Source organism: Imperialibacter sp. (assembly GCF_040222815.1).
GTDB lineage: Bacteria > Bacteroidota > Bacteroidia > Cytophagales > Cyclobacteriaceae > Imperialibacter.
Window position 1 is genome coordinate 85,832 of record NZ_JAVKCH010000022.1, and the last position, 12,799, is coordinate 98,630.

General features: G+C 47.2%; 8 protein-coding genes. 4 read left to right on the forward strand and 4 right to left on the reverse strand.

Going from position 1 to position 12,799, the window contains the following annotated elements; genetic code table 11:
- Positions 1-248 precede the first annotated feature (248 nt).
- From RIF36_RS10215 to RIF36_RS10225, 3 genes are all read right to left on the reverse strand, one after another.
- Positions 249-2,018, reverse strand: a complete 1,770-nt coding sequence (locus RIF36_RS10215; RefSeq protein ID WP_350070974.1) for a RagB/SusD family nutrient uptake outer membrane protein — start codon at positions 2,016-2,018, stop codon at positions 249-251.
- Positions 2,019-2,040: 22 nt separating this feature from the next.
- Entirely contained in the window at positions 2,041-5,106 is a 3,066-nt protein-coding gene (locus RIF36_RS10220) for a SusC/RagA family TonB-linked outer membrane protein (protein ID WP_350128949.1), read from the reverse strand.
- A 176-nt stretch (positions 5,107-5,282) separates the two neighbouring features.
- The gene (locus RIF36_RS10225; protein WP_350070968.1) at positions 5,283-5,873 is read right to left on the reverse strand and encodes an RNA polymerase sigma-70 factor; all 591 of its coding nucleotides are present in this window, start codon (positions 5,871-5,873) and stop codon (positions 5,283-5,285) included.
- Between the two features lie 153 nt (positions 5,874-6,026).
- On the opposite strand from RIF36_RS10225, the gene RIF36_RS10230 reads away from it, so the two are divergent.
- The 4 genes from RIF36_RS10230 (at position 6,027) to RIF36_RS10245 (ending at position 10,017) form a co-directional block, all read left to right on the forward strand.
- Positions 6,027-7,043: a LacI family DNA-binding transcriptional regulator gene (locus RIF36_RS10230; RefSeq protein WP_151998546.1), complete on the forward strand. Its 1,017-nt coding sequence runs from the start codon at positions 6,027-6,029 to the stop codon at positions 7,041-7,043.
- 114 nt (positions 7,044-7,157) lie between these two features.
- Complete coding sequence (locus tag RIF36_RS10235) at positions 7,158-8,021, forward strand: sulfurtransferase (protein ID WP_350070965.1); 864 nt, start codon at positions 7,158-7,160, stop codon at positions 8,019-8,021.
- A gap of 72 nt (positions 8,022-8,093) precedes the next feature.
- Positions 8,094-9,452 carry a hypothetical protein gene (locus RIF36_RS10240; RefSeq protein ID WP_350070962.1) on the forward strand — a complete coding sequence of 453 codons (1,359 nt, stop codon included), beginning with the start codon at positions 8,094-8,096 and terminating at the stop codon, positions 9,450-9,452.
- A 154-nt stretch (positions 9,453-9,606) separates the two neighbouring features.
- Positions 9,607-10,017: a hypothetical protein gene (locus RIF36_RS10245; RefSeq protein WP_350070959.1), complete on the forward strand. Its 411-nt coding sequence runs from the start codon at positions 9,607-9,609 to the stop codon at positions 10,015-10,017.
- 11 nt (positions 10,018-10,028) lie between these two features.
- On the opposite strand, the gene RIF36_RS10250 is transcribed toward RIF36_RS10245, so the two are convergent.
- Positions 10,029-12,743 carry a glycosyl hydrolase gene (locus RIF36_RS10250; RefSeq protein ID WP_350070957.1) on the reverse strand — a complete coding sequence of 905 codons (2,715 nt, stop codon included), beginning with the start codon at positions 12,741-12,743 and terminating at the stop codon, positions 10,029-10,031.
- Positions 12,744-12,799: the final 56 nt, after the last annotated feature.

Sequence of the window (12,799 nt, forward strand, 5' to 3'; positions counted from 1 at the left end):
AGTCAGCTAAAATTTAATGGTTGCTGACTGATTTACCAGCTCTTTTAAAATTAGGTCAAAGTTAAAGGCTTTGCAAGACTAAAGGATATTCACCGGCGCTTCTATTTGTTTACAACAAGGAAAAAGTAGCTCTCAGGTGGCGGTCGCCAGGAGGCTGATTTGAGTATTGTTCTTGCCTGTAATAAAATAAGAAGGGCCAGGCAATATGCCCGGCCCATCAAAAACTGCTATTTAATTATTACTGAAGTTTAATTACAATCTGCTCCCGGATAACCACAGTTCTGAGGGTATCCGCCCACAGTTCTATCTATTTGTGTCTGTGGTATTGGACGTTTGGTATGGTAGTCCTGAATATTGCCTGCCCCAAGCGGGTTGTAGGCCCGAACATACTCTACCAATTTGCCTGTTCTTGCCAGGTCAAACCAGCGACACTGCTCGCCATCCATTTCAAGGGCACGCTCTTTAAGGATAAAGTCTATGTCGACATCGGCTGCAGTTATCTGCATGGCTGCCTCCATGCCTTCTTTGGCTGCTCTTGTTCTTACCACGTTAATATCTTCAGCTGCCCCGGCGTTATTTCCAGCCAGGAAGCGAGCTTCAGCACGAAGCAGATGGGCGTCAGCCAATCTCATCACGAACCAGTCCCTTGAGCCACGCTCCCACTGGATCGTTGGTCTGCGGGGATCGATGAACTTTTTCAATGTAGGGAACAGCCTTTCTGTATAGAAATATTGATCACCGTCAAAAGCTGGGTTCTGGGTGATTACGTTGTAGCGAACCTGGAATTTCTTTCCAGTCATCCACTCAGCGTCTTTACCGGGCCCTGGTACATACATCGCAGTGTCTCCAACCGTGAATCTGTTTGTTCCTATATCGCTGGCAGTAACGGTTGATCCGTCGGCCTTTTTGGCACCGTTGGTCACGTGCACCTGCTCCCACTTAGGAATGTTGTTCGGGTTGTTGCTGATGTAAGCATGCTTGTATGTCTGATCATACCTTGCATCTATGTCACGGGTTTCTGCCCAAACTGTGCCCATATAGTCAGTAGGTCTAAACCTCTTAAACGGACGACCACCTTCAATATCACGAATCATACCTGCACGGATGTCATACTCCATCAAGAAATAAAGGTGACCTCTGTTGCCTACGCCGCCATTACCACCGTTCAGGATTAGGTCAGTAGCGTACTGTACCGCCCAAATGATTTCTGAATTGATCTGATTGTCCTGATCCCAAAGGGCATCATGAGATTCAACCAAAGCATAACCGTGGTCATTGATCACATTTGAAAACAAAGTGTTGGCACTTGCAAAATCGGCAGGTGAACCGAAAGACTGCTGTCCTCTTGTTAGGTACGCTTTAGCCAGTAAAAACTGAGCTGCACCCTTTGTGGCACGGCCATAGTCGCTTTGTGCATCTGGCAGATTCGCAATGGCAAACTCCAAATCTGGAATGATCCCATCTGCGTAAACAGCCGACTGAGGTGAAGGATCCGCCTCTACTTCTGCACCTATGGTCTCCTCGAGGGTAAGGTAAACATCACCCCAGGTTTGCACCAGGTAGAAATAGTAGTAGGCCCTTAGAAAGCGGGCCTCCGCCTGGCGCTGCGTTTTTAGTGCGGCACTCATATCGGCTACAGCTTCCGAACGGTTCAAAACTGCATTGGCCTGGTTGATTCCCTGATAAAGGAAAGTCCATTGCTGGTCAAGAATGTTAACGGTAGGGTTCAGACCATTATCATAGAAGTTAAAGGATTTGTAACTCCCATCAGCACCGTTTGTATGTGTATCCGTACCAAAAATGGTTAGCATGTAGGCACGCTCATTACTGTGAATTTCACGCAAGAATGAGTAAGTGGCATCTACAGCATCTTCCAAACCGGCAGCTGTGGTGTAGTAACTTCCAGCCGAAACATCTGAAACCAGTTTTTCATCGAGGAAGTCAGAACAAGACTGGGCCGTGAACGCTATCAGCGCCAGCGCCAGTACTATCGATTTTATATTTTTATTATTCTTCATTATTTTCTCGGTTTTGATTCCCTTAAAATGTTACACTAAGTCCACCCAGAATTAGTTGATTGGAAGGCATCTCACCCGAACCAAGATTACCACCTCTCTCAGGATCAAATAGTTTGAATTTCGACCAAACGAGCGGGTTCTGAGCAGTCGCATAAATTCTGACATTCGTAAACCTCAACTTTTCAAGCACACTTGAAGGCAATCTGTAGCCTAAAGTGATGTTTCTAAGCTTCACATAACCACCTTCCCTGTACCTAAGTGTGCTACCATTGGTAATACCCTCTTGATTTTTATTCGGTCTTGGGTAGTCATTGGTAGGGTTGTCAATGGTCCAATAATCAACTTTCAGGTTATTGTAGCGGGCCTGCATACTTGCCTGACCCTGGCAAAACTGACAGTTGATCATAAAGCCAAGGCGATAGTAGAAAAAGAATGATAAGTCAAAACCTTTGAAACTTACGGTGTTGGTTAATCCGCCGTAAGCCGCAGGCACATCATTTCCGAGTATCTTCCGATCAGCCGGAGTGAACTTGCCATCGCCATCCTGATCTTTTACCTTAATCTCGCCAGGTACGGCACCCATAAATGCAGCAGCTTCATCTTTTTCGGATACCTGCCAGATACCTATTTTCTCGTAGTCGTAGAATGAACGAATTGGTTGGCCAATGAACCAGCCACTGCCTACGTCGTCTATCTTGTTACCATCCGCATCTCTTTGGGCAAGGTCAACAATTTTCTCTGAGTAGTGTCCCATGTTGAAGTCTGCATTCCACTTCAGTCCATTTGACATGTCGAGGATAGTAGCTCCCAAAGTGATTTCGTATCCGTTGGTTTCCGTTCCACCAATGTTCTGCAGAATGGAGGTATAGCCAGATGTAGGAGGTAGTGCTCTTCTTAGAAGTAAAGAGACACCAGTTGTGGTGTGATAGTAGTCAAATGTACCGGTCAACCTGTTGTTGAACAACCCAAAATCGAAACCTACGTCGGTAGTTGCCGAATACTCCCAACTCAGCTCAGGGTTAGGGATGCCACCGAGTGCAAATCCTCTTGCATCGGCTTCGTTCCAGCTATAAACGGACTGGTTTAGTGCACCTTGTGTCTGGTAGGGTGATACGGCAGTGTTTCCAACCTTTCCGTAGGAAGCTCTTAATTTCAAATCACTGATAAGGTTGACACCTGAAAGAAACGCCTCATCTTTCATTCTCCAGCCTACTGAGATGCCTGGGAAGGCATTCCACTTGTTGCCATCGGCCAAACGAGAAGAACCATCCCAACGCATACTGGCCTGGAAAAGGTACTTGCCTTTGAATGAGTAATTTACCCTTCCCATGTAGGACAGTAATCGGTAACGCTCAAGGCGAGAACCATAGTCGGAAATAGTGCCGAGACCAAGGTTGTACCACTCAGCTGATTCATAGGGCAAGTTTATTGCAATTAGACCTGCCCTGGTTGAGTCTTGTTGGGCAGAGCTTTGTAGCGCTGTCAAACCAAGGCTGTGATCTCCGAATGATTTATTGTAAGTCAACAGGTTTTCCTGTGTGTAACCAAAGCTTTGTTGGTTGAAAAGTCCTGCGGAAGGTGTGCCATTTTTACGAGCCTGGGTAAATTGACCTTCAAAACGACCTCTTTCCCAAGCCTGGAAGTCCTGACCAATCAGGAACTTGTATTTCAGACCGTCTAAAATTTCAACCTCAGCGTAAATAGATGAGAACAGTCTATTTACTGTTCTTTCGTCTATGTATTTACCAGGCACCAATTCATTCAAAGGATTCGTACGAATACCGTCTGAAATAGGAAGGAAGATAAGATCGCCATTGCTATCGTAAGGCAAACCTAGTGGCGTCTGGTTAACTGCCTCGGAAATGGTTGATCCTGACCCCCAGTTTTGAACCGAATGCGAATAAAGAGTAGACATGCCCACCTTGAAGATTTTGTTTATCTGATGGTCAACATTTACACGTGCAGTATATCTTCCATAGTCAGTTCCTTCCACTAATCCATTCTCCTTGAAGTAGCTGAGAGACAAACTTACCTGCGTTTTCTCGGTACCACCGTTCACGCTAATCTGTTGGTTCATTTGAGAACCATTTTGGTAGATCAAATCCTGCCAGTCGGTTGATAGACCTTGCTGAGCAGAGCTCAATTCGACCGGGTCAACGAACACTGCATCGTCAGCAGGAATAGAAGACCCGGCGTCTCCCCAGGCACCTCTTCCTGAAGCACCGTTGGCATCTACTCTGTTGGCTTCACGCTTTAGGTCGGCAAACTCCTGCCCATTCATCATTGGAATAGTCTTAAACGGAGCAGTTGCGGCATAAGTGCTGGTGTAAGTCACTTGTGTTTTTCCGGGACGACCTCTTTTGGTTGTAATAAGAATTACACCGTTAGAACCTCTTGATCCGTAAATAGCTGTTGCAGCGGCATCTTTCAGAACTTCCATGGACTCGATGTCTGATGGGTTAAAGTCCTGAATTGAATTAGTTCCAGATGTCATTGGAATTCCATCTACCACGAAAAGAGGATCATTTGAGGCTGTCAGGGATCTTCTACCACGGATGGTGATATTAGAGCTTTGTCCAGGACGCCCGCCACTTTGAAGTACGTCAACTCCAGCTACCTGCCCTTTCATAGCCTCCATTGCATTGCCTGTTGGTATTCTGGTAAGCGATTCGCCGTCAATAGATGCGATAGAGGCAGTTACGTCCCGCTTGTCCTGGGTTCCGTATCCAACCACCACAACTTCGCTAAGGGACCTGACATCCACTTCCATCCCAACACTTATTTGAGACTGCGAGCCCACGGTCACTTCTGTTGTAGAAAAGCCGATGGCACTAAACACCAAGACAGCGTCTCTTGAAGGAACTCTTAGAGAGTATTTTCCATCAATATCTGTCACTGTTCCCGTGGTCGTTCCTTTAACAATCACGTTGACACCAGGTAGAGCCGAGCCATCTTCCACAGATGTGATCGTACCTGATACCGTCGAATCCTGCCTGGCAAACGCCTGGCTGGAGCAAATCACAACGAGTGCTAATCCTACCGGAAAGCACCACAGGATTCGCTTACATTTTGATAAAATTTCATTCATAGTAAGTAGGGTTTATAAATAATGTAATGAATTTAAACTGTTTAGACCCAATGCCATTATCGCATGTTTGGCTTTGCGCCACTTAGTAAGTTACTAAAATCGAGCTACTTTTCTTCTGTTTTTGTCCACATATAAGAATTCTTCTTTATCCTGGAAGACAGTTTATTGGTGAAAAATTAGACTATTGATTTTCTTAATGATTTTAAAGCACGGCTCATTTGTGTTTCAATGGTCTTAACACTGAGATGAAGCCTATCGGCAATCTCAACGTAGCGAAGACCCTGGTCACGACTTAGCTGAAATACCAGGCGACACTGTTTAGGTAACCTGGCTACAGCGTTTTCTATACTTTCCTGCAATTCAGCATACTCCGACCGTTTCTGTGGGTCGAAGTGATCGCATGGAATAGCTATTTCGTTTTCAATATTTGTAAAGCTGTATTTCTTCTCCTTTCTAAGATAATCGAAAGAGATATTTCTTACCGCTGTATAAAGGTATGACTTGGGGGAGCTGGAAATAACAATCACATTTCGATTGATCCAGATTTTAAGAAAGACTTCGCTGACTAACTCTTCAGCGACTTCATTATTTTCGACCAATTTCTCGCAGAAGCTGCGAAGCGGATGATAGCCTACAACAAACAATTTTTCAAATGCCTGAGCGTCGTCATCACGAAGTACTCTCAACAGCAAATAGTCTATGCTGTCAACAGATTTTGACGGAGCCAATCTTGTCCCGGTAATTGAAGCTCTTTTGGTTATAAGCATTGTTTAAGTAAGTAGCCGATTTCAATCGATTGAAATAAATTTACTCTCAAAATCTGAACAAAACAGATTTGGGAATTTTTTTTTAACGGTATCTGTCCCGGGAACGGTACCGAAATTTTTTTTAGCTTTACATTGAGCTATCAAAATCTAATAATGAGCAAATCTGACTCAACCATACGGGACATTGCACGCACATTGGGGATATCAAAATCCACCGTATCACGGGCCTTGAACAACCATTATGACGTAAGCCAGGAGACAGCCAGGAAGGTGAAGGAATTGGCGCTAAAAATGGACTACCAACCTAATGTTTTAGCCAGGCAGTTAAAGCTCCAGCGCACCAATACTCTTGGGGTTATTATTCCGGAAACTATTAACCGGTTTTTTGCTAAGGCTGTTGGCGGGATACAGGAGGTGGCCAATAGTGCCGGGTACAATGTGATGATTTGCCAGTCGAACGAAACGCTAACGCTTGAACAGAATAATTTGCAAACGCTGATGTCGAGCAAGGTGGATGGATTGCTGGTATCGGTGTCAAGACAAACCGACCGGAGCGACCACTTTCAGTATGCGATCAACAAGGACATACCGTTGGTTTTTTTCGACCGAATATTAGAAGAGTTGGCGGTGCCTCAGGTCTACTCGGATAATTTTGATATTAGTTTTCAAGGTACCGAACACCTGATCCAACAGGGCTGCAAAAGAATTGCCTTTGTGGCTGGGCCATTGCACCTTTTCAATAGCCGCAACCGGCTGAACGGCTACCTGGAGGCACTTAAAGCTAACAATATTCCAGTGCTGGAGTCGCTGATAGTTCAAGCCAACTACCAGGCTGGGCATGTGCAGCAGTACACCAGGCACCTCTTCGACGCCGGGGAGGCGCCAGATGGCATTTTTGCCATCAACGACATATCTGCTCTTGAAATGATGCATATCTTAAAAATGCGGGGCTTGCAGATTCCCAGAGACGTGGCGGTGTTGGGTTTCAACAACGAAGTTATCTGTGATTTTGTTGAGCCAACGCTGAGTAGCATCGAACATCCTGCGTTTGATATGGGGGTAGCTGCAACAAGGATTTTGCTGAAACAAATCTCATCTAAGGAAATCACCCAGCAGAAAGAACTGATAAAAAGCAGACTTGTTATCCGTGAGTCGTCGAGGCGGTACTAGCGGTGCACTGAAAAAGCCGACTGTTGGCAGGGATCGTCACCTAGTTGGAAGAAGTTTCCTTATATTGCTTCCACACCCTTTGCTAATTACTTTACCCGGAATCTTAAAGACCAAATGAACATCAAATTGTCTCCTATTATAAGTGCCAAAGAACTTCTAGCTATCTATCAGAATGATAATCTGGTAATTGTGGATGCAAGCGGTGGCCCGAAAGCCAGAGAAAACTATAGTACGAAGCACCTTGATAAAGCTTTATTTGCTGACATCAATAAAGAGCTTGCTAACGTAAAGCCCAATGCAGCAGAAGGGGGGAGGCATCCACTGCCTACTGCTGAGCAATTTTCGCAGGCGCTGGGGCGATTGGGGATCACGCCCGGGAGCCACGTGGTGGTGTATGATGATATGGGCGGTGCCAATGCCGCCGCTCGCTTGTGGTGGATGCTGAGGGCAATTGGACACTCCAAAGTCCAGGTGCTCGACGGCGGGCTTTTGGTAGCCGAGAAGGCAGGGTTGGTCACGTCGTCGAAAATGGAAATTCCCGGAAAAGTAGCTCCCTATCCTGTTGGTATGTGGCAGTTGCCTCAGGCCGATATGCAGGAGGTGGAAAAGGTAGCCAAAGACAAGAATCACATTGTTATCGACGTTCGGGATGCCAAAAGGTATGCAGGTCTTACAGAGCCCATCGACTTAATTGCCGGGCATATTCCTGGTGCTGTCAATGTCCCCTTCAGTGATAACCTTACCAATGAGGGACTTTTTAAATCCCCAAATGAACTAAAAGATAAATATCAGGCAGTGTTTGGCAATACACCAGCCCACCGGGTAATTGTACACTGCGGATCGGGCGTTACTGCGTGCCATTTGCTGCTGGCCGCCGACTACGCTGGCCTTGAAATTCCTAAACTGTATGTGGGCTCATGGAGTGAGTGGTCCAGGAATAATAAGGAGATGGTGACTGCCGACACTGCCGGGAATTAAAAACGTAAAATGCGTCGGGCAGTTTTCCGAAGCCATTCGGTAGCTGTATTTTACGGAACGAACCTAACTTTTATGGAAAAAGAGGAAACTCCCAAATGGCTTGAAGACCTTCAGCAAAGAAGCTGGGAACCGGAAGTGCTGCTTTCAGGAATTGTGTTGTTTGGCATGTTCAAGGTGCCACCATTGCTGGACAAAGCGTTGGCATTTTTCAAGTCTCAGGTATTTAGTTCAACCACTGATATTGATAACCTTGTGGGTATATTAAAGCTTGGCATCTATTGGCTCATTCTAGGCCTTATTCTCCACTTGATTTGCCGGGGTATATGGGTGGGAATGGTGGGGCTAAGCTATACCTTTCCGAATGGAGTCAACACAGAGCGACTCAAATACAAGCACCACTTTAAGGAAAGAGTGGAGAAAATCCCACCCTTTCAGCGCATTATTATTAATCTGGAGAAACTTTGCAGCTCCTTGTTTTCGCTCTCGTTCATGCTCTTCATGAGTATTGTAGGGGCCTATCTATACTTTTTCATCCTTTTGGTTGTCCCGTTTTTTATAGGAATCGCTTTCCAGGGGAGTTTAAACTTTACCGACACACGGGCCTTTGAAATATATGTTGTTGTGCTGCTGGTTATCGCCTTCATGGGTCTTATTGACTTTCTAACCCTCGGGTTTTTCCGGCGCTTTTCCTGGATCAGCAAAATCTACTGGCCTTTTCACCAAATCATTAGCACGTTTACATTGGGGCGCTATTACAGACCCATTTATTTCGCTTTTGTAAGCAACTCCAACCGGTGGGTGGTCTTCTTGCTTCTTACTGTGTTTGCAGTTGGGAGCTTATTTGGGCTGGATGAAGTTACCAATGATGCGTATGATGGAAGTTCATTCTCCCGCTTGAGCTTGTGGCACGGTGATGATCAAAGGCTAAGGGTGTTCACTGGTTATTACGAGGATCAAAATGAAGAGCTTTTTTCCTACCAGGCGCAGATACCTTCTGACATTATCGACGGGAATGTCCTTAGACTCTTTATACCAGCTGGGGTTGTCAAAGAGGACTCCATCAGGGCATATGTGAATTATGATTCTCTGGTTGTTGCCAGCAAGGGCATGACCAGAGATGCGAGGGATATGCCTGCTATAAAAAAGTTTTATCATGTCTATCTGGATGACAGTCTCGTAAGCGGATACCCGCTTCTTTATCATTATAGGATTAAGACAAGTCAGCCTGGCTACCTGGCTTATATCGATATTGCGCACTTGCCGCAGGGCATGCACACACTGGAAGTTGGGGGGCCACCTTCCATGTACAAAAATCGCTGGGCGTCTATTCCGTTTTTCAGGGAGCTGGATGCAATTGAAAGGAAAAGTACTAATTCCGCTCAGGAAGAAGATGATGGCTATTTTCAGGTGAAGCCAGGACTGCCCAGGTGAAGTCGGCAGGTATAGCTATGGTTCCAAAGTAAAGCCGCCTAATATTGTACTATTTATTTGTTTATAAAGCAACAAAAACTCTATATGAGTAATTTTTGGAGATATTTTTGCTACAAGTTATGTATTACTATTACGCTACTCTAATACTTACAACATGAGAAATGTTCTGTTTGTTGCTGCATTTTGTCTTTTGAGCCAATTTGCAAATGCCCAGTTCGGGGCCAGCATTCACCAGTCCAACCTCCCCTTTGTGGGGATCAATTACCAATTCAAAGAGAGATTTTTGCCTGAGTTGAGGATTGGAACCGACAATTACTTTGACAACACCAGCCTAGAGCTAACATTCAACTACATTTTCAAAAAAGACGAGAATGTTGATGTTTACACTGGACTCGGAGCGAGGGTGCAGATACTGGATGGCGTTGTTGTTCCGTTGGGAATGAATATATATCCTTTCGCCACGGATAATTTTGGCTTTCAAATGGAATTGGCTGCTATTGTTGGCGGCAACGACCCTCTATTGAGGGGGAGCTGGGGAATCCGGTATCGGTTTGCAAAGGAATAGCTAACGACTTCTTAATCCACTTCTACCAGCTTCACTGGCCCTATCAATCCCGACGGCTGCACCTCCCAGCCGCTGGCATCGAACGACTGATAGTCGATATTCACGAAGTTAATTTCGTGGTACTTGCGCCATTCTATCCCCGCCCTGTCCATGTAGCGAATGCGGTTGGCCATCAGGTTGGCTACTTCTATTTCTATGGTATTGTCGCCTTCTTTTAGATATTCCCCAATCCTTAACTCGTGGGGCACAGCCCAGCTATTACCTGCATACTGCCCGTTCACCCATACTTTGGCACTTTCCCGCACATCGCCCAGCTGTAGAAGGTAGTCATCCTTTTTCGAAGCCAGGGTGAAGTGGGTAGCGTAGGTAGCGGTGCCGGAAAACTGGTCTGCTAGTGAATCTCCCAGGGTTGTCCAGGGCTGGAGTTTGTCCATAGTTTTATTGCCGGGCAGGCTAGGGCCGCCAGCTTTGAAGTCAAGCGTCCATGGACCATTGAGCGCAACGGTTCCACCGGTTTCGTTAGCATAGCTCCAGTCTGTTGCCGAGGTTTCGTTACCCACCTTAAGGAAAAGAGACTCGCCAGATTTGATCTGCATGCGGACTTGTGTTAGCCCGTTTTCGGTCTTTGTTTCTGCATTGCCAGCCCGGCCTGTCATAGCATCCAGTATTACAGCTTGCTCAAAAGCTTTGTTAAATGGCACCCACCCATCGAAAGCTTCGGGTCGCTGGTTGACAATAAAATAATAGGTATTGTTGCCATCCACCCTGCGTACAAACTTCAGGCCGAGAGCCGCCAGCCTTTCCGGCTGAATCATGGCAGCTGTTAACGATGCCTGTACGTTGCCGGCAGGGCTCGTGGAGGTGCCCAGCCCCATCACCAGTGAGTCGAGAATTGCCCTTCGCTGCTCCAGATTGTGGAGGCCAGGCACGTCTTCCGGCAACCCCTGGAGAATGATGGTCGCTCCCTGTTTTTTCAGCTTAAGCAGTGTCTGGAGTGCTTTGGTAGACATAAAAGTCATTTTAGGAATGACCAGCGCCTTGTATGATGTGCCGTTGGGGCCAGTGCTTAGCTGCCCGTTGGGAACGGCCAGCTTCTCCAGCCAGCTCTCAGAGATATAGTCGACCAGGTATCCTTTTTCTGTCAGCCTTTTGGCCGTCGCATAAAAGTTGGTCGGGTGCAGCCATTCATCGATATTGTGTACTGTAAACAGGTATTCGAGGCTTTTCTTGCCTGAGAAGTACGCAGCGTCGTCGTAGGGGAAGTAGAGCAGCACGTCGCCATCGGCCTGCCCGGTTTGCAGCACCGACTGGCTTCTGTTGATGTAGCCGGTGAGCCCATCGATATGAGACCACCAGCTATTGGAAGGGGCAAAGTTGGTAGAAGCATAGAAGAGCCAGCCAGGCCATTCCGCTTCCGCCGGACTATAGGTAGTGCCGTGGAAGAACACATGGTTCACTCCCGCCAGAAATGCCTGGTCGAGCTCGGGTTTGGTTTGTGAAAGGGGCGTTTTGAAATGCTCACCCAGCCAGGTGAAGGTCTCGGACGACACCAATGGCTTCCCAGCCACATGGGCTGCCGAGGAGGCAAACTTGAGCATATAAAGATCCGGTGGCAAATGACGGCTGGAGTGAGTGTAGTTCTTGGCACCGGGAATATCGAACCCAGAATAGCCAAAGGTTTCGCACTCCGGAATGTCCGTAGCGGCGTACACATCCAGCAGATTGGCCGGGGAGCCATGTGCCTGGTTGCGTGACAAAGCACCGTGGTTGTTGATCCAGTTTTTCCAGGGCTCACTGAAGTTGGTCAGCAGCATTTCGCCCATTGTTTGGCGGTAGTCGGCCTTGAGCCTGCGGACGGTTGCTGAGCTGTCGCCGCTGAGGAGGGTAGGCAGGTGCGGTTTGAGGTCGTAGCCACGATTACGTTCAAAGACATCGAATAGTGTAGCCGTGAAATTGGCACCGTACACCTCATAGCTGTCGTTGAAAAAGCTTCGGATATTGGGGCCGGGCGTGCCAAAGGCTTCTTCGAATCGGGCAGTGTAAACGGGGAAAGATTCTTTATTGAGATGATCCATCACCAGACCGGCACCACCAGGGGCGGCCCGTTTCACCATTTGCCCGGTTTTGCCGGCAAAGATGGCGTAAAGCTCATAATTGGCGTCGGGTGTCCATGGCAAAAGCCCGTCGTCGCTCAACGAATCAGTCAGGTCAATGGTTGTTTCAGGCCCGTAAGCCATCAATGTCACCAGCCGGGGTTGCATGGCTGCCTGCTTCTCATCGCTGACGGTAATTTTCTCTTTCAGTGCCTGCCCGGCATTCAGGCTGTACTGCTGAACGATCATTTTGGAGGCAGCATATTCCGGCGTGATCTGCGGGCCACCGTAAGGCCAGCCCGTGCCCAGGTTCATATCCACGCCCATACCGAGGGAGTCGGCCACACGTATGACCGTTTGTAGTCTTTGCATCCACTCTTCCGACAGGTAGTCGATGTATAGGTCTTCGAAGCCCATGGCTCCATAAATAGGGGTGATCTCCACGCCACCCAGCCCGGCCTCGTGGTAGGCGATCAGCTGCTTTCGGATATTGGCATCGTCCACGGCATTGCCCATCCACCACCAGCGGGTCCAGGGTTTGGTTGTAACCGATTCAGCGGGCCAGTCTTGCTGAGGTGTGGTTTGGCAGGAGAGGAGGAGAGCAAAAGGCAAAAGAATGAGCAGGTAACGCATAAGGGATTGTATATTGGAATAGGGGATGAATATAATTGAATTTTTTAAGGAGAGAG